12 protein-coding genes, 1 tRNA gene and 1 pseudogene are annotated in these 18,617 nt (G+C 39.3%); 8 read left to right on the forward strand and 6 right to left on the reverse strand.

Going from position 1 to position 18,617, the window contains the following annotated elements; translation table 11 throughout:
* Positions 1-105: 105 nt before the first annotated feature.
* On the reverse strand, positions 106-1,782 hold the full coding sequence (locus AACZ88_RS12530; protein ID WP_339710730.1) for a RagB/SusD family nutrient uptake outer membrane protein: 1,677 nt from the start codon (positions 1,780-1,782) through the stop codon (positions 106-108).
* Between the two features lie 18 nt (positions 1,783-1,800).
* Positions 1,801-4,824, reverse strand: coding sequence for a TonB-dependent receptor (locus AACZ88_RS12535; protein WP_339710732.1), 3,024 nt, complete (start codon positions 4,822-4,824; stop codon positions 1,801-1,803).
* A 309-nt stretch (positions 4,825-5,133) separates the two neighbouring features.
* Here AACZ88_RS12535 and AACZ88_RS12540 point away from each other — a divergent pair, with 309 nt between their 5' ends.
* The 3 genes and pseudogenes from AACZ88_RS12540 (at position 5,134) to AACZ88_RS12550 (ending at position 9,010) form a co-directional block, all read left to right on the forward strand.
* Positions 5,134-6,171, forward strand: a complete 1,038-nt coding sequence (locus AACZ88_RS12540; protein ID WP_339710735.1) for a LacI family DNA-binding transcriptional regulator — start codon at positions 5,134-5,136, stop codon at positions 6,169-6,171.
* A gap of 119 nt (positions 6,172-6,290) precedes the next feature.
* A pseudogene (locus AACZ88_RS12545) lies at positions 6,291-7,373 on the forward strand (IS3 family transposase).
* A gap of 338 nt (positions 7,374-7,711) precedes the next feature.
* A complete protein-coding gene (locus AACZ88_RS12550) occupies positions 7,712-9,010 on the forward strand; it encodes a hypothetical protein (protein WP_339710737.1) in 1,299 nt (432 codons plus the stop codon).
* A 314-nt stretch (positions 9,011-9,324) separates the two neighbouring features.
* On the opposite strand, the gene AACZ88_RS12555 is transcribed toward AACZ88_RS12550, so the two are convergent.
* Together AACZ88_RS12555 and mce are read right to left on the reverse strand one after the other, a co-directional pair.
* A tRNA-Ile gene (locus AACZ88_RS12555) sits at positions 9,325-9,398 on the reverse strand.
* A 62-nt stretch (positions 9,399-9,460) separates the two neighbouring features.
* Positions 9,461-9,895: a methylmalonyl-CoA epimerase gene (gene mce / locus AACZ88_RS12560; RefSeq protein WP_339710740.1), complete on the reverse strand. Its 435-nt coding sequence runs from the start codon at positions 9,893-9,895 to the stop codon at positions 9,461-9,463.
* A 64-nt stretch (positions 9,896-9,959) separates the two neighbouring features.
* Here mce and rbfA point away from each other — a divergent pair, with 64 nt between their 5' ends.
* Positions 9,960-10,352 (forward strand): 30S ribosome-binding factor RbfA, encoded by a 393-nt coding sequence (gene rbfA, locus AACZ88_RS12565; protein ID WP_339710743.1) that lies wholly within the window; start codon positions 9,960-9,962, stop codon positions 10,350-10,352.
* 2 nt (positions 10,353-10,354) lie between these two features.
* Entirely contained in the window at positions 10,355-11,548 is a 1,194-nt protein-coding gene (locus AACZ88_RS12570) for an FtsX-like permease family protein (RefSeq protein ID WP_339710745.1), read from the forward strand.
* On the opposite strand, the gene dusB is transcribed toward AACZ88_RS12570, so the two are convergent.
* Both dusB and AACZ88_RS12580 read right to left on the reverse strand, forming a co-directional pair.
* The gene (gene dusB / locus AACZ88_RS12575; RefSeq protein ID WP_339710747.1) at positions 11,545-12,543 is read right to left on the reverse strand and encodes a tRNA dihydrouridine synthase DusB; all 999 of its coding nucleotides are present in this window, start codon (positions 12,541-12,543) and stop codon (positions 11,545-11,547) included. The two genes, AACZ88_RS12570 and dusB, sit on opposite strands and share 4 nt — an antisense overlap.
* A 136-nt stretch (positions 12,544-12,679) precedes the next feature.
* Positions 12,680-15,088: an outer membrane beta-barrel family protein gene (locus tag AACZ88_RS12580; protein WP_339710750.1), complete on the reverse strand. Its 2,409-nt coding sequence runs from the start codon at positions 15,086-15,088 to the stop codon at positions 12,680-12,682.
* A gap of 180 nt (positions 15,089-15,268) precedes the next feature.
* On the opposite strand from AACZ88_RS12580, the gene lepA reads away from it, so the two are divergent.
* From lepA to AACZ88_RS12595, 3 genes are all read left to right on the forward strand, one after another.
* Complete coding sequence (gene lepA, locus AACZ88_RS12585) at positions 15,269-17,065, forward strand: translation elongation factor 4 (protein ID WP_339710752.1); 1,797 nt, start codon at positions 15,269-15,271, stop codon at positions 17,063-17,065.
* Between the two features lie 140 nt (positions 17,066-17,205).
* Positions 17,206-17,439: a GTP-binding protein LepA gene (locus AACZ88_RS12590; protein WP_339710755.1), complete on the forward strand. Its 234-nt coding sequence runs from the start codon at positions 17,206-17,208 to the stop codon at positions 17,437-17,439.
* A 266-nt stretch (positions 17,440-17,705) separates the two neighbouring features.
* The gene (locus tag AACZ88_RS12595) at positions 17,706-18,617 is read left to right on the forward strand and encodes a sugar phosphate isomerase/epimerase family protein (protein ID WP_339710757.1); all 912 of its coding nucleotides are present in this window, start codon (positions 17,706-17,708) and stop codon (positions 18,615-18,617) included.

The following is an 18,617-nucleotide window of genomic DNA, read 5'->3' on the forward strand; positions in this document are numbered from 1 at the left end:
ATCTTATATAGTGTCTTGATTATATGAATGACATGGATTAAAAAACAAACCCCAGGATACAGACCCTGGGGTGTTCCAAACTAAACTAACTCAAACTACTCAATATTAATATCCAGGATTCTGTTCCAGATTTCCATTGATATTTGCTTCAATTTCTTTAGCTGGTATTGGCCATAATCCGTGATAATCGGCTATATCGTCTGTATTGAGATCATTGTAAAGACGTACCCTCTCGACCAATTTTCCAGTTCGGTGCAAAGTAATTCTCCGCATTTCTTCAAAACTTAATTCTCGAGCACGTTCATCCAATATATAATCAATATCAACTTCCCCAGCAGTTACTGGATTTGCATTCGACCGCTCCCTAACTGTATTGATGTCCGCAGCTGCATTCCCCAAATCATTTTTACCCAAATAAGCCTCTGCCCGTAGCAAATAAGTTTCCGAGAGCCTAAGGTAATATCGGTCTCTATATGTTGTTCCTCCTGAAGATTTTAATAATAACAGTTCTGGGTCATCATAAATATCCGCGGGATGATTATTAGGAGTTGTAGCCTTTGTCAACCATGGATACCACCTCCAGCTTTGTCCCTCTCCCAGATATAGTGAACCAGGATTATCTCTAGCACTCTGCCCGAACCAGGCAGATTCAGGATTGTCGTAAAAAATATCTCTTACATAATTAGCCTCAGAATTTCTAAGGTCATTGTCAAAATCACTTTCCCATAACGTATTTTCGAAAAAGGCCGTTGGTTGAACAAAAGATACACCCCGTCCGCCAGTATTGGCGTCACCTCGCCATCCAAGAATGCCAATATTACCATCGGGGTCGTTCAAGGTCCAGCTTGCAGGAACATGAAATCGCTCTAAGTTATTCGTATTCGAACTTGTAGTAGTAATATATCCTCCAGGTAAATCTACCTCCATCTGCGATACCCAGATTGCTTCAGTATTACCTGATGACCGGTTTTGATTCTCCCGTCGGAAGAGATCCCAATATACATCACCGGACTCAGCCGAACGAGAACCAAAACGGTTCTTCATCAAATCAGTGGCTGGGTCATCGATAACCTGTGAAGCCGCAGTGATAGCAGCATCAAAGTTGCCTAAGGAAATATAGGTTTCAGCTAATAAATGTTGTGCAACAAGGTTGGAAAGTTTTCCGTCGACAACCTCAGAAATCCCCGGAAGATTTGATGTAGCAAATGTTGCATCTACAACAATTTGCTCAAGAATTTCATCCTTTGAAGCCCTTGTAAAATCCGTCTTAGGGGAAGATATTTCTTCTGTAATCAAAGGAACCCCCCCAAATAGATAAACTAAATGTCGATACGCAAGAGCCCGAAAAAGTCGCGCTTCGGCCTCTACCGATGTGCGTTCTTCAATAGCAATTTCGGAATCATTCAGCTTGGCAATTATAGTATTAACATTAGCGATAATCTTATACCATCTATCCCAGTGATATTCGGGAATACCGGAAGTTGGGTCCAAAGCTGCAATGTAATTACCAAATCGAGCAGCATCTTCCGAACCCCTTGAATTGAACATGATATCGGTACCCATAAAGTGATTGTAGTTGCTAAAACCGCCATCGAAATAGATATCACGGTACTTGGCGTAAATGTCGGCCAAAGAACTTTCCAAATTTTCCATCGTAGCGAACGAGTTGCTGGGGTCGAAAAAATCGAGGGGCTCTTCACTTAAAAAATCTTGTTCGTTGCAAGAGAGGAATAGGAGCAACAAACTTAAAATTGCATAAAGTTTATTATTGTATATTTTCATATCTGTATATTTTGAGATTTAAAATGATAGATCTAGGCCAAAAGTTATACTTTTCATGACAGGAAGGCCACTTGAGGACAGTGCCAATCCTTGACCTGTTTCTGGATCCCAGCCTTCCCAATCAGAGATGGTCAAAAGGTTTTTCCCGCTTAAAAAGATTTTTAACCCTTGGAAACCTATTTTTTCCAGAACATCGCTAGGAAGGTTATAGGACAGGGAAATATCTTGTAGACGGATAAAACTACGGTCGAAAAAACGTCTTGCCGTTACTGGCCCAGTAACCCCAGGCCGTCTGTAAGTGGCGTCAGGATTACTGGGCGTCCAGTAGTCGATATCTGTATACTTATTGCTGTTCTGGGCAATACCAGGAGTGCTGTATCCACTTTGCCAGGGATCATTCCGACCCAAATAACCATCACTCCCACCTTGAATGGAGTTTATAAAAAACTTAAAGGCAAAGTTTTTATATGATAGCGTGTTATTAATACCGAACTGATAGGCCGGCTCTGTTCTTCCCAGTATTTTTCTATCACCTTCCGGCGATATTCCTTCCTCTCCATCTAAATCGACCAATCTTTGAAATCCAGGTTGGTAACCGTTAGGTATATCTGTATCCCCAATTTGATAAAGCCCATCGGTCACATAGTCGTATATGGTTCCGATTGACTCGCCAATGAAAAGACCATTCGCAATCAAATCATCTTCCCGTCCATCACCATCTAAATCTTCTCCTAACAATGACTTAATCTTATTTTTATTCCTTGCAAAATTGACGCCTATATTCCAATCAAAATTATCGCTTTGAACTGGGTTGAAGTTCAAGGAAAACTCTAGTCCTGTATTTTCTATTTCTCCAATGTTGGATCGAATAGAGCTAAATCCACTCAACTCTGGCAGAATGAAATCCCATAACAGATCTTTGGTCGTTGAACGATAATAATCAACGGTACCTGAAACCTTGTTTTGAAGAAGTCCAAAATCGACACCTACATTTATACCGTCAGTACGTTCCCATTTGAGGTCAGGGTTTGCAAGTGATACGACAGTCTGGCCGTTTATAGTTGACCCACCATCACCGAACACGTATCGCGAATCTTCGGGAGCCTCGATTTGGGCAAGAGAACTGTACCTAGAGGTCAAATTACCGTTACTACCGTAACTGCCACGAAGTTTTAAGAGATTGAACTTGTCTGAACCAGACAAGAATTCTTCGTTTGAAATCACCCAACCTAATCCGACAGAAGGAAAAAGAGCCGTCTTGTTGTTTTCGGCAAAGCCACTAAACCCGTCCCTACGTAAGCTAGCGCTTAAAAGATATTTTCTTTTGAAATCGTAATTGACCCTCCCGGTCTGTGCCGTATAACTTTCATCCCACGCATTAGAAGATATGACTTGATTTACAGCCTGTTCTAAATTATTGTAAGATAAGGCCAAATTGGAAAAATTGGTGCCTTCAGCTCTAGTTTGCTCAAAATCGATCGTGTTAAAACCTGCAACTAAAGTCACTTTCAAACCATGCTCTTCGTCTGCACCAAAACGCTTGTCATATGTAAGAATGTTATCCACCAACACATCATGTGTGGAGTTTGTTTGTTTAAAGGCACTACCGGTTAAACCTGCACCATAAATATCAGAATTTCCTTGTAATGACCACCGATAGTTGTTGCTGTAGTTAACACGAAAGTTTAATCCTGGAATTTGTGGAATATCTACGGAAGCATAGAAAATCGCAGAAATATTGTTGAGATTATCACGATCATCCTGTAGGCTTTGTAAAAATGGGTTTACAGTATTCTCACCTAACGGATTGGTAATAAATTCACCTGATGAATCTTTGGGCATGACGAGAGGGCTCATAACCGCCAGACCACTAATATTGGGACTTACCCCGGAAAAATCAGAAAAAGACCCGAAAGTGTTTGCTCCAATAGTCAACCAATCAGTCACTTTAGTATCAACATTTACCCTTACGGTTTGACGATCATAATTGTCATTTAATAACCAACCAACTTGTTTGGTCAACCCGCCTGAAATAAAGTAGGAAGTATTATCCGAACTACCACGTATACTTAATTGATGATCCATTGTGTAACCCGGCTTGGTCGTTTCATTAAACCAGTTATAATCGTTACCAGCTGCAAGCCCGTTCAATAATGGTGGAAAAAAAGAGGTATCATTCTCCGGGGTCCAATCTGGGTTTTCTTGGATAAAGTTTGGACCGGTATACCCATTTTCCCAATCTAAATCACGCGTTGCCCTCAAGTACTGCTCTCGGTTCATAGTCGTCCTTTCATTCGTAGGACTTTGAACCGCATAAAAAGTGGAATAGTTAATAGTAGATTTTTGAGCAGTTTTCCCTTGCTTCGTGCTTACAATTACAATCCCATTTGCCGCCTGTGCTCCATAAATGGCCTTACTACTGGGGTCTTTGAGCACATCCACTGATTTTATATCCTTTGGATTTAAGTCTGCAAGTCGACCTCGATAGATAACTCCATCCAAAACGATAAGTGGATTTTGGCTGCCGTTCAATGTGGAACGCCCTCTGATTTGAATATCTGGCTCTGCCCCAGTCGTAGCGGTTTGGCCAACCGTAATACCAGGAAGAGAACCTTGCAAAGACTGTAAAACGCTAGTGTTGGGCGATTCTTGAAACTGTTCAAGATCTGCTGAAACGATAGCCCCGGTCAAGTCTTGTTTTCTCTGCGTCCCATACCCGACAAGTACTACTTCATCCAAGGCCTGTGAATCCTCAGAAAGAACAACATTTAATACATTCTGGTTTCCTACTGAGATTTCCTGAGTAGCGAATCCAATGGAACTAAACACCAAAATTGAATTTTGACCTGATACCCTAATCGAATAGTTCCCGTCAAAATCGGCTACAGTTCCGTTAGAAGTTCCCTTTTCAACAACGTTAACTCCAGGTAGCGGTTCATTGTCATTTGCTCTAATCGTGCCATCGACCTGATGCGACTGCGCACTTAAAAACTGCACAGATAGGAAGAATCCAATAAGGATTGAAATCGACTTTTTATTCATACCAATTGGTTTATAATTTAGGCTAACTTGAAACGGAAACAGCTTAATAAATTTACCGTGTGCGTTAACGGTAATTGAGTAAAAAAAATCTATGATTTTTAACCTTTGAAAAATTTCTACTATTTTATTAAGTGAATCAGTAACTTATTCTCCATTAAAAAATTTAAGTTTTATCTTGCCGTTCTTTTTCCGTTAACGCACACGGAAAGGCACAAATATTAAAATTTAATTTGAATTATAAAAATATAAAAGTCATAATTTTGATATTTTATCAAATATATTTGCTTTTTATTGCCAATACTATGATTTATGAGCGTAAAACCAACAATTAAAGAAATTGCCAAACTAGCGAATGTTTCTATAGGTACCGTAGATAGGGTGTTGCATAATAGAGGCGATGTTTCTAAGAAAACGACGCAGCTCATTCGGGGTATCATGGAAGAAATCAACTATGTACCCAATACATTTGCCAGAAACTTGGCCCTAAACAAGAATTTCAAAATTGCCGTACTATTACCAGAGCACGAAAAAGGCGAGTATTGGACAGCCCCCCTAAAGGGTGCCAAGAAAGCATTGAAAGATTTTAAAGCATTGGGTACTATGGTGCAAATATATCTTTATGACCAAAAAGATAAAAACTCTTTCTTCGAAGTGAGCAGCCGAATTTTTAAAGATAAAAACGATGCCATACTACTGGCACAAGTACTTTTTGATGAAACCAAATCTTTTTTGGAGGAATGCAAGAAAAAGAAAGTGCCTTTTATCTTAATCGGTACCGGGCAGCATAATTCTGGGGCAATCAGCTATATAGGGCAAAATTCTCACCAAGGCGGAAGATTGGCGGGGGAACTTCTCAGTTTTGGGCAGAACAAACAATCAAAATTCTTGGTGCTGAATATTACAAAAGCCCAAAACCCCAATGTCAATGTCAAAGAAAGAATAGCCGGTTTCGAATCTTATTTTAAAGACAATAAGGAACAAGAATTTCAAATAGAGGTGTTTTCAGTGCCCCAAGAGGACAAAAATGTTGTGCAAAAAATAAAAGAAAAACTAAGTTCCCTAAACAACCTAAAGGGCATATTCGTCCCTAACTCTAAATCATTTATACTGGCAAAGGCTTTGTCGCCTTCCCATCACATCCGTATTGTCGGATACGATCTTTTAGATAAAAACAAGCAGCTGTTAGAAAACAAAAAAATAGACTTTTTAATCAACCAGCGCCCCTACGACCAGGCCTATCAGGGTATAGAATATTTATATAAATTCTTGGGCATGCAACAAGACCCGCCACAAGTAGTTAGCCTCCCTTTAGATATCGTAACAAAAGAGAAATTGATGTATTATTGATTTTTCATGTGTTACAAAAGAGGGATATTCATAAACTGACCTCCTCCCTTTAAACCGGACAGTTCAGATTTAGAGTTTTCTGGGCGAATACATGTTTAACTTTAAACAAGTATCTGCTTATGAAACGATCAAAGTATTCGGAAGTCTCAGATCGTATTTGCGATCAAACAGGTGGAGACCGGGACACGTATCCAGGAGGTCTGCCGCAAGATGGGCATCAGCGAGGCCACGTTCTATAATTGGAAGAAGAAATACGGGAGCCTCGGTGTATCCGAACTGCGAAGGCTGAAGAACCTCGAAGAAGAGAATTCCCAGCTCAAGAAGCTGGTCGCGGACCTGAGCCTTGACAAACAGATCCTGCAGGACGTGCTGAAAAAAAAGTTCTGAGACCGTCCCGAAAACGCGGGATGGTCGATAACATCAGGATGGAGTACAATATATCCATCCAGCGTTGCTGCAAGCTTGTATTGTTGCACAAGAGTGTTTTCTATTACAAGGCCAAGGGGCGAAGCGATGAACTTCTGCGTATGCGGATGAACGAGATAGCTTCCGTAAGGGTACGTTATGGGTTCTGGCGCATCCATATCCTTTTGAGGAGGGAAGGTTTCATGGACAACCACAAGCGCATGTACAGGGTCTATTGCGAAGAAGGCCTGAACTTAAGAAGTAAGCGCCCAAAACGCAACCGTTCCGCCGCACATAGGCAGCCAAGTGAAGGCAATGCCTCTAGTTTAAATGAATGCTGGAGCATGGATTTTATCTGCGACCGGCTCTATAACGGCAATCGGTTCAGGGCATTGACTATAGTGGATAACTATAGTCGAAAGTGCCTGGCCATCCATGCAGGAAAATCGCTCAAAGGAAGCGATGTTGTTCAAGTGATGGAAGCCATTACTTTTAGGAACGAAGTGCTGCCAAAGCGTGTCAAAGTAGATAATGGAAGTGAGTTCATCAGTAAAATATTGGACAAATGGGCCTATGAAAACAATGTCGAACTTGACTTCTCAAGGCCCGGTAAACCTACTGATAACCCATTTATCGAAAGCTTCAACGGTTCGTTCAGGGACGAATGCCTGAACGCCAATTGGTTCTTTTCTTTGGAAAATGCACAGGAAAAGTTCGATATTTGGAGAGAAGACTATAATGGATTTAGACCGCACAGCTCGTTGGGGACATGTCCCCCAACGAGTATATCGAAATGAATGAAAATAGCCCGGATTCTCTAGTTATGACCGGCACCTAAAACGGGAGGAGGTCAATCATTTGCCCATCGTAGCCAACATTCCAATTGTAAGATTGTCTATTTATGACAAATATCAGGGAGTGACTTTACATAATATTCTTTCATCTAATAAAATTGAAAGTAAATATGGTCAAATCATTTGGGACAAAATTAATATAGTTTAGTAGTCTTTTTTTTACACTCTTTTCACTTAAATGCTAGTTAGAGAACTTGAACATACAAATTAAACTGCTTACAGTTTGGTTAGATTCGAAACATTAAAGTAATCAATTACATTTTTGAGCAATACCGATAAAAATGAAGAATAGGTTGACACCAGTATCAATATTAGAAGAGTTTTTCCACATGCAGTTGAAAAAAAAAACAATTGAGTTTTTTCAAGAAATATCATCTGATAAGTGGGTTGATTTTTCAAAATTTTATTTGTTTAGAATGAAAGAAGGTTTCAAGAAAGAACATTTTCTTTCTTCCAATTCTGAAGGGCATCTCCGATTATATTTTGAGCCAAAACTGTATGATCAATACACCTCCATCATTGAGAAACAATATACCCCAACCCCTTTATTAGGAGAAAGGCCGCATCCGCCGCACGATAGAAAGATAAGCAGCGGAGAAATCTCGAAAATGCTTAATCCTCTTAAAAAGCATTTATTATTTTCAAATTCAATTTATATAAGAGACAACTTTTATTATTGCTTTGATATGGTTGCAGATTCCGTCAATTCACAAGATTGGCGTAACAACCCAACTCACGTGTATTTGGTGGAAAGAAGTATTAACTCGGTAATAAATTGGTTGCCAATCCTATGTGAAATTCGAACTTTAATTGATACTGGCTCTATTGTTTTTATGCCTTATTATTTTACTCCGAGTTTTCCTTATAGCGGTTACTCCCCAAGTGTTAAGAAATCTTGGAATAGAATTTTTTATGAAAAGGGTAGCGAAACCACTGAGTCTGAAGAAATCTACGATTCATATGGAAATCGAAAACCTGCATATTATTTCAAATCATCCGGAATTGGAGAACCATATTTTTCTGAAGAAGTAATAAAAATGACTTGGCTAAATTCACGTATTTTAAATCTAAGTCCAGTATATCCCACAAAAAACATGCTTAATTACGCGTCTAAGTTGAGATTTACCGAGGATTTAGCTCCAAGAGTTAATATAGCCGATTTTACTTCTATAAACATACTGCCCTTTGGAAATGAACAAGAAATATCTATTAGGGACCTAATAAAGATTCGAAATAATGAAGAGGTCTTTAAGGAAGTGGCAAAATCTATTATTGCATTAAAAAACATGATAGAAAAAGAAAACTTGTCCGCAACCTCTGATGAAACAAGAAGATTATACTGTAAAGGTTATTTACAAGAGCAGCTTAGTATTTTAGAGCAAAAATCTATTATCAAATTTGTTAGAAATCCCATCACAGGAATCAGTCTCAGTTTTATGGTTGGATCAATGCTTCTCACTTCTAATCCCCTTATCTCTCTCTTTGCTGGCACTGCTTCTTCGGCCATACCATCTGTTGCAGACAAATTACTAATGAACAAAAAACAAAAAGCGATTGGACATATTCAAATGTTGCTATGATTATCCATGCTAATAAAAACAGAATTTAATTGGCAAAACCTGAGCATTACCCATTTGTAGATGCCATAAGTGACGAAAACCAATATATGGTCTTTTTAAGTAAGTGCATTAATCTGGGTTTCTTTCGAACAAAATTCCAATTGGAGCTTCCATGGAAATCGACATTGTTGGAATGCAACTTTCTAACTAAATAATAACAAACTCAGGCTTGCATTTTGTGTTGCCTGTAGTTTATTCAAAATTAAAGTGCCACCCTATCTGCCACCTCTCAAAAAATAAACCCTTCTAAATCAATGACCTAGAAGGGTTTTCCGTGGTCCCACCTGGGCTCGAACCAGGGACCACCTGATTATGAGTCAGGTGCTCTAACCAACTGAGCTATAGGACCAAAAATGAGCGCAAATTTAACCATTAAGCCCAATTACGCAAAATTATTAACACCCTTTTATTCTAAATACCATTTTCTTCCGTTTTATTGGGGCTTCCCGTGTCATCTTGACACAATTCGACCAACACTCCGTTTACGGCCTTCGGATGCAGAAACGCTACCCACTTATTATCCGCACCTTTCTTGGGAGCATCGTTCAATACGGTAAACCCTTCCTTCTTTAGGCGTTTGATTTCGGCCCAAATATCACTTACTTCAAAGGCAATATGGTGAATACCCTCGCCTCTTTTTTCGACAAACTTGGCAATGGCACTTTCTTTATTTGTCGCTTCCAATAATTCTATTTTGCTTGAGCCTATTTCAAAAAAAGAAGTCCGTACACCCTCTGATTTCACCGTTTCGGTTTTATAACTAGAAGTACCTAAAAGTTTTTCAAATAATATGTTCGAGTGCCGCAAATTTTTGACCGCAATACCAATATGTTCTATTTTCTCCATAAATAGGCTTTAGAAACTTACCTTTACTTCTCTAAGATACAGTATTCCTTCGTATTTTTGCCTAATGGAAACGCAACGACAGAAAAAGATAGCCGGGGTCATACAAAAAGATATTGTTGACATTCTTCAAAGGGCTGCAACTGATGGAGGATTGAAAGGCATCTTAATTTCGGTCACCAAGGTATCGGTAACTACCGATTTATCCATAGCCAAAATATATTTGAGCATTTTTCCTAACAAAAGCGCGGCCGAATTAATGGAAGGAATCAAATCAAATCAACCCTTGATCAAACATGAATTGTCGCAACGTACCAGAAATCAATTAAGAAGAGTGCCTGAATTGTTATTCTTTTTAGATGATTCGTTAGATTACATAGAAAGTATCGACAAGTCGCTAAAAGAAGGGAAAAACCCCATCGAGAATAGAGACTTGCTTGATAAGAGAAAAAAAATATAGGATTGAATTTTCCGCTATATATCGCCCAGCGCTACGTGCGTTCTAAAAGCAGCCAAAATGCGGTAAACATTATCAATTTCATTACCTTTCTAGTTATCATTATTGGGTCGGCGGCACTGTTTATCGTCTTATCGGGATTTGCAGGATTAAAAACCTTCAGCCTTTCTTTTACTGATATTTTCGATCCCGATCTAAAGGCTACTCCTGTAACTGGAAAGTTTTTTTCCATTTCTACGGCCCAGGAAGATGCCTTGGATAAAATTGGGGATATTGCATCTTTTTCCAAAGAAATAGAAGAGAAAGTTTCCCTAGTCTACAATGAAAAATATTGCATTGCGGAAATTAAGGGTGTTGACGCCCAATACAACAAAACAACTGGTGTAGATAGCATTGTATATTTTGGCAAATGGGACATAAGCAATGGTTTTGGTGTGGCCGGCATTGAAATTACCCGATTATTGGGCCTGGCAGTTAATCAGTATAGAAATCCATTGATCATGATGGTTCCGAAACCAGGCAAAGGTTCGGTATCCCTAAAATCGCTTAAAACGAAACCATTGGTACTAAGTGGTATTTATGCCATTGAGGAAAATTTGGATAAAAAATATGTGTTCACAGACTTGACGTTGGCACAAGAACTGTTGGAGAAAAACAGTAATCAAATATCCGGTATCAATTTCAAGCTTAAACAAGGGGCTGAACCATTTGAGGTCAAAAAAGAAATAAATAAGATTTTAGGCAATAATGTTATTCTAAAGAATAGAAGGGAGCAAAATAGTACCCTGCATCGCATGCTAAATACAGAAAATTTAGCCACGTACCTCATTTTCACCTTGGTGCTTATAATTGCGCTCTTCAATGTGGTCGGTGCGATTATTATGATGATATTGGACAAGCAACAAAACTCAAAAACCCTATTTAACCTCGGTGTTACAATTAAGCAACTGCGACGTATCTATTTCGTACAAGGCATGATTGTTACCACTTCAGGCGGAATTATAGGTGTATTATTGGGGTCTTTGCTTATTCTTTCACAGCTCTCCTTCGGATGGTTGAAAATCACTCCCTCGCTACCCTATCCCGTAGAATACAATATCGTCAATGTTCTTGTCGTAATAGCGACCATAACCGTTCTGGGCATAATTGCCGCAAAAATTGCAAGTACCCGAATCAGTAAGAAACTAATTGCCTCTTAAAGAGAAGCAAACTCATAATCGGCAAACTTATCGGAAACCTCGTCGAAAGCGGCAAATACATCTGCGGCATCGTCACTGGTAACCATCTTCATTCGATACTCCTTAAAATTGGGAATTCCCTTGAAATAATTGGTGTAGTGCCGGCGTGTCTCAAAAACGCCCAGTTTTTCTCCTTTCCAGTCTATGGCCATCTCTAAGTGACGGCGGGCGGCCTCCACACGTTCCGCCAAAGTGGGTGGCACTAGGTGTTTACCACTTTTCAAAAAGTGTTTTACCTCAGCAAAAAACCACGGATTTCCAATAGTAGCGCGACCAATCATAGCTCCGTCGAGACCATAGTCGTCCCGCATTCTTTTGGCTGCTTCCGGCGAGTTGATATCTCCATTTCCAAAAACAGGAATATGCATGCGCTGATTATTTTTCACAGCGGCAATCGGCTCCCAATTTGCATCACCTTTGTACATTTGTACCCGGGTGCGTCCATGAATGGCAATGGCCTGGCAGCCTACATCTTGTAGACGCTCCGCTACTTCTACTATTTTTATTGAATCATGGTCCCAACCCAAACGCGTTTTTACGGTAATCGGTAGATGCGTTCGCTTTACCATTTCTTGGGTCAATTTGACCATCATCGGAATATCTTTCAAAATACCGGCTCCAGCTCCTTTGCAAACGACTTTTTTCACCGGACAGCCAAAATTAATGTCTATAATATCTGGATTTGATTTTTCTACAATCTCCACCGATTGTAGCATAGAATTTAAATTGGCCCCAAAAATTTGAATTCCTACTGGGCGTTCCTTTTCATAAATATCAAGTTTCATTACGCTTTTGGCCGCATCGCGTATCAAGCCTTCGGAAGAAATGAATTCGGTGTAAACCACATCTGCGCCTTGCTCCTTGCATAATGCACGAAAGGGAGGGTCACTAACATCTTCCATGGGAGCAAGCAATAGCGGGAAATCAGGTAACGATATGTCTCCAATATTTGGCATGTTGCAAATTTACAACTTATCTGGAAGTTGTTGAAATTAGACCACGAATACACTATAATTTTAGGTCAATTGCACAGCTAGCCAACCAAGAATAGCGTTTTAGGGGTGAATTGGCACAATATACATTGCTTAAGTCTTAAATTCGATCTCGCTCATCAATACTTTTTGACTTCTTATTGTTCTTGATTGTTACATTCCCGAATTTGTACCTAAAGCCTAAGGTAAATAATCGATTTTCCCGCCGTGATAAAGAAGTGTTGTATTGATTATTGAACTGTCGGATATTAAAGAGATTACCCTGATTAAAAATGTCTTCGACACCCATGGAAATACTGGCCTTCTTGTTCCATAAGGTCTTGCGCAGGGCAATTCCCAGTTTGCTATGGGGGTCTTGTCTTGAATTCCCTACGGCTAAACGTGAAAAATAGGAAAAATCTATATCCAACAAAAGACTTTTATCATTTAACAGTGTAAAACCATTGCTGGCCCTAATATACCATGCCCAAAGTCCGTTTTCGAGAACTTGCTGAGTTTCTATGTCAGTAAATCGATTTTCTTTATAATAGTAGGAGAGCGACAAATAGCTATACCAAAAACGTGTAATATCCTTATTCAGGGAAAGATATGTTCCATAAGTAATATCCCTATCCAAATTAGTGCTGATAAAGCGTAATAAATTGGTCTCATTGTCTTGAAATACTTGCTGTCTCAACTGATTTTTCTGGTTTCTATAAAAAATTTCAGCCGTATAGCTTCCTTCGAAAGTATATTCTAGAGCCATATAGTTACGTATGGCCGGCAAAAGATCCGGATTTCCTTCAACCACCGAATTGTTACTCTGAAAAACTTGAAAAGGATTAACACTGCCATAACGGGGCCTATTAATACGACGGTAATACTGAAGACTGAATTCATGTATTTTGTTCAACGTATATTTTACCGATAAGGAAGGGAACAGCTCTAGGTATGTTCTTTCGTTAACCTCTGCCCTAACATCGAGATGGCCCAAAGTCTCGGTGTATTCTGCACGGAGTCCCGACTTAACATTCCACAAATCCCATTTCATGTCGAAGCTTGTATAAGCGGCATAAATTGATTCGTCATAGGTAAATCTTCCTGCCAATGTAGGTTCGACGCCTACCTGACTTTGGTCAAAACCTTGCTGTGAAATTATACTTTTGGAAGCGATCGACGCATATCGAACACCCGATTCAATCTTAGCAAATGCTCCTAAAGGCTGAGAATAATCTGCTTGAAGGCTGAATAGATTAAGATTTTGCTCTGCATTTGTGGTAAAATCGTTTTCACCAGTCATATTTCCGTTTACATCAAAAAAATCGGTTTCCAACACTTGCCCTCTCTCATAGTCATAATAAGTATAATGTGAATTGATAGCAATTTCACCTCCCCTCTTATTCCATTTATGTACATAGTCGAGATAATATGAAGTATTCAACTGCTCTTCATGTGAGTCATTGATTGTACTAAATCTAGAATCAAAAGTTCCATTGGGTTCATTTACAAAAGTTTCTGAATCATAAATTCTATCTACTTTTGGGGACCATTCATGAATTGTGGAAAGGCTAATGGTATTTTTATCATCAATATCATAATCAAAAAAGGTTGTCGCATTGTGCCGTTTTATGCGTTTTGTATACTCTTGCTCGGCCGTCCATACCGAGGCAATTTCATCAGCCTCAAAAAAATGGGTGACATCGGTAAATTTCGCAAGGTCTTTGCTGTTTCCATAATTATAGTTTATGGAAGCCCGTGTCTTTTTTCCTTTGAAAAAATGATCCATTCCAAACGTGTGTTTTGGAAAAACTCCTTGTACATATCTATTATAAATTGCTCCATTGTAGCCGGCAATCAGGTTTTTCTTCATCTTGATGTTGATGAGCATGTCTCCTTCAGCAGTATATTTAGCCGGCGGGTTGGTGATAATCTCAATGGCTTCTACATTACTGGCAGAAGTGCCTGATAAGAGATTGATAATATCTTCTTCCGGCAGGTTTACAATTCGGTCATTAATCAATAAACCAACAGAATTGGTTCCTTTTATGGTCAATATGTTATCAACCACCACAATACTTGGTGTATGCTTTAGCACCGACCAAATATCATCATCGGAAAGGGCAGTATTCGCTATGCTAAAAACCATGCGATCTACTTGTCGTTCCAAACGAGGTTTTTGTAAGGTAACCACTACTTCCTCCAGTGATTGCGCGCTACTTCCTACCTTTATCGAGTCAATATCAATATCTGAAATTACTTCGACCCAAAGCAGTTCTGACTCGTTCTCAATATAACTGGCTTTGACAAAATAGTTGCCACGTGACACACCTGCTATTTCAAAATATCCTTGATTATCCGCAGAGGTTCCTTTTATCATTGTTGAATCGCCTATGGCAAGTAAAAACACATTGGCATGGGCCAATACCAAATCCTCCGAATCCTTGACCACTCCGGAAACCTTATATTCCTGTGAAAAGAGAAAAGAGCTAGTTGTAATCCAAAAAAGTGAAAGAAAAACAAAGTTCTTCACAAGACAAGTAGATTTATTGTCAAATCTAACATTTTTTGTCGGAAATACCTTATAATTAACATGTAGTACCCAGAAAAAACCGAGGTTAGCAGCTCTTGTTATATAATTAATGGATCAAAGTTAGCGACTGTTTATTTTGCCTTATATTTGCAGTTGCTATAAACGCTAAAAAACCCTTTTGTGAAGCACATTCGAAATTTTTGCATCATTGCGCATATCGACCATGGTAAGAGTACTTTGGCTGATCGGCTATTGGATTTTACCGGGTCTGTAACTGAGCGAGAGAAGAAAGAACAGCTGCTTGACAGTATGGATTTGGAGCGGGAGCGCGGTATTACCATTAAGAGTCATGCCATTCAGATGGATTATACCCATGAGGGCACTGATTATATTTTAAATTTAATCGACACTCCCGGACACGTTGATTTTTCTTATGAAGTTTCACGCTCCATAGCCGCATGTGAGGGAGCACTACTGGTCGTCGATGCCGCTCAAAGCATACAAGCACAGACTATTAGCAATCTTTACTTGGCTTTAGAAAACGATCTTGAAATTATTCCAGTGCTAAACAAGGTCGACCTACCCAGTGCAAACCCTGAAGAGGTTACCGACGACATTGTTGACCTTTTGGGCTGTAAACCCGAAGAGGTGATTCCGGCAAGTGCCAAAACAGGAATAGGCATTCACGAAATTTTAACAGCCATTATTGAACGCATACCGGCACCCACCGGGAACCTCGACGAGTCTTTACAAGCCTTGGTGTTCGATTCGGTTTACAATCCTTTCCGTGGAGTAGAGACCTATTTTAGGGTTATAAACGGAGAGATAAAAAAGGGACAAAAAATAAAATTTGTGGCCACAGGTAAAAGTTATTTTGCCGACGAAGTAGGCACCTTAAAATTAACTCAGCATCCTCAAAAATCGATTAAATCAGGTGATGTTGGATATCTGATAACCGGGATAAAGGATGCGCGGGAAGTAAAGGTAGGTGACACGATTACCGATGCCGCCAGCCCTACAAAAAATGCCATTGCTGGTTTTGAAGATGTAAAGCCCATGGTTTTTGCAGGAATTTACCCTGTTGATACCGAAGATTTCGAAGAGCTACGTTCTTCCATGGAAAAATTACAATTGAACGACGCCTCATTGGTCTTTGCTCCTGAAAGTAGTGCGGCCCTAGGTTTCGGTTTCCGTTGCGGATTTTTGGGAATGCTTCATATGGAAATTATTCAAGAAAGGCTAGAGCGTGAGTTCGACATGACGGTAATTACGACGGTTCCCAATGTTAGCTATCACGCTTTTACACGGAAAAATCCGGAAATCCCGTTAATTGTAAACAACCCTTCCGACCTTCCAGATCCCTCTACAGTCGACCGTGTTGAAGAACCCTACATAAAAGCGACCATCATTACAAAATCTGATTTCGTCGGTAACGTAATGTCGCTGTGTATCGAAAAAAGAGGACAGATTACCAATCAAACTTATTTGACGACCGAAAGGGTCGAACTTAATTTTGATATGCCTTTGGCAGAAATTGTATTTGATTTCTATGACCGATTGAAAACGGTGTCAAAGGGCTATGCTTCTTTTGATTATGCCCCGATTGGAATGCGGGTTTCGAAATTGGTTCGTGTCGATATTCTGTTAAATGCCCAACCTGTTGATGCGCTATCTGCATTGATACATGCCGATAATGCACAAAACATAGGCAAAAAAATGTGCGAGAAACTAAGGGAACTTATTCCCAGACAGCAATTCGATATTCCTATTCAAGCAGCAATCGGAGCCAAAATCATTTCTCGAGAAACCATAAAGGCACTTCGTAAAGATGTAACCGCTAAGTGTTACGGAGGTGATATTTCACGTAAGCGAAAATTACTGGAGAAACAGAAAAAAGGTAAAAAGAGAATGCGGCAAGTGGGGAATGTTGAAATTCCACAGCAAGCATTTATGGCGGTACTCAAGTTAAACGACTGATGATAACCTGAAACGAATACTCGAGTATAGCAAATTCACAAAATATACTTATGAGTATTTTCTTACAAAACTTATCAACAGATACAATATTCGTTGCAACGCAATAGTTATATCCAATACCATTGCTAAGTCTTAAAAAGATGACAACATATATTGCACAGTTTACTGCTAAACACGAAATTCTTCAAGTAGAACAGAACTCCATCTTTATATGGAGACAAGAAAGTGGCGCTATCGATACTTCATTGTTAGAAGATAAAATTAAACGGGAATCTTCCGTACACTTTTACGAACTGGTCGCTGGCGAAGATTATAATATTCACCAAGAAGATATTTTAGTGACCATACAAAAAACACAAGCTTTTTCGGGCTAAAGCCTCCCCTTGCCTTTTCTGTTTTAAAAAAAGGTTTTTTCAAATTGGCTTTTCTTTAATGGGCACAAAGGGTTCACCTGATCTCTCGTTGTGCCCTGTATTGATGCACTTTTTGACATCAATGAAAAAGAAGAGGCGGTTTCGGTTTCTTATAGATAAGTGAATATCGTTTGATGTTTACATCAATATTCAACAAATACCCAATTAAAAACATCCTGTTTTTTTTAGTACCTTTAATAAATCTCACCGAACCTTGATTACCACCTATGCCCTCTCGGAGAAATTTCGTAAAAGTATTGTTGACCGTCCCAGCTATTGCCACCTTTACCGATTCCATTGCTTTTTCAAAATGGGTAAGACTTTCTAATGCACACTCTCATAAATTTAAATTAAGCCTAAACCTTTATTCCTTTAATGCATTTTTAAGAGAAAAAAAAGTCGATTTATTCGACATGTTAGATTTCTGCGCAAAACATAACTTTGATGCCATAGATCCCACCGGTTACTACTTTCCAGGCTATCCTGCTGTGCCTTCCGACGAATTTATACATAGTTTTAAGCGAAAGGCCTTTATTTTGGGTCTTGATATCAGCGGAACAGGGGTACGAAATAACTTTGCCGATCCAGATGCCAATAAACGAAAGGCCGATATTGAACTTGTCAAGAAATGGATAGAAGTTTCGGCAAAAATGGGAAGCCCTCATCTTCGTATTTTTGCTGGAGAACATAATCACATTGGCTACTCAAGAGACCAAGTGTTCGAATGGATGGCCACAGACATTCTTGAGTGCTGTAATTATGGAAAACAACATGGGGTTATCATCGCTTTGCAAAACCACAATGGCTTTTTAAAAACTGCTGAAGACGTAAATCTACTGTTCGAAAAGGTCAATTCAGAATGGTTAGGACTTAACCTTGATATTGGAAGTTATCGACAAAAAGACCCTTATGAAGAGGTGGCCAAAAATATTCACCATGCTGTTACTTGGCAGATCAAAGAGAATGTATGGATCAATGGACAAGAAAAACATACAGACTTCAAAAAACTGTTTACAATCATAAAAAAAGCAGGTTACCGTGGGTATCTTCCCCTAGAAACCCTCGGTGAAGGCGACCCTTTTAAAAAAGTCGAAGACTTATTAAAAGAAGTGAAGTTAGCAATAACACAAGTAGAATAG

Origin of the sequence: uncultured Kriegella sp. (genome assembly GCF_963975415.1) — a bacterium.
Taxonomy (GTDB): Bacteria; Bacteroidota; Bacteroidia; order Flavobacteriales; family Flavobacteriaceae; genus Kriegella.

Coding starts and splice junctions, on each gene's coding strand:
- AACZ88_RS12550 (WP_339710737.1), top strand. CDS start 7,712: ATGAAGAATAGGTTGACACCAGTATCAATATTAGAAGAGTTTTTCCAC.
- AACZ88_RS12590 (WP_339710755.1), top strand. CDS start 17,206: ATGACAACATATATTGCACAGTTTACTGCTAAACACGAAATTCTTCAA.
- rbfA (WP_339710743.1), top strand. CDS start 9,960: ATGGAAACGCAACGACAGAAAAAGATAGCCGGGGTCATACAAAAAGAT.
- AACZ88_RS12540 (WP_339710735.1), top strand. CDS start 5,134: ATGAGCGTAAAACCAACAATTAAAGAAATTGCCAAACTAGCGAATGTT.
- dusB (WP_339710747.1), bottom strand. CDS start 12,543: ATGCCAAATATTGGAGACATATCGTTACCTGATTTCCCGCTATTGCTT.
- AACZ88_RS12595 (WP_339710757.1), top strand. CDS start 17,706: ATGCCCTCTCGGAGAAATTTCGTAAAAGTATTGTTGACCGTCCCAGCT.
- mce (WP_339710740.1), bottom strand. CDS start 9,895: ATGGAGAAAATAGAACATATTGGTATTGCGGTCAAAAATTTGCGGCAC.
- AACZ88_RS12535 (WP_339710732.1), bottom strand. CDS start 4,824: ATGAATAAAAAGTCGATTTCAATCCTTATTGGATTCTTCCTATCTGTG.
- AACZ88_RS12530 (WP_339710730.1), bottom strand. CDS start 1,782: ATGAAAATATACAATAATAAACTTTATGCAATTTTAAGTTTGTTGCTC.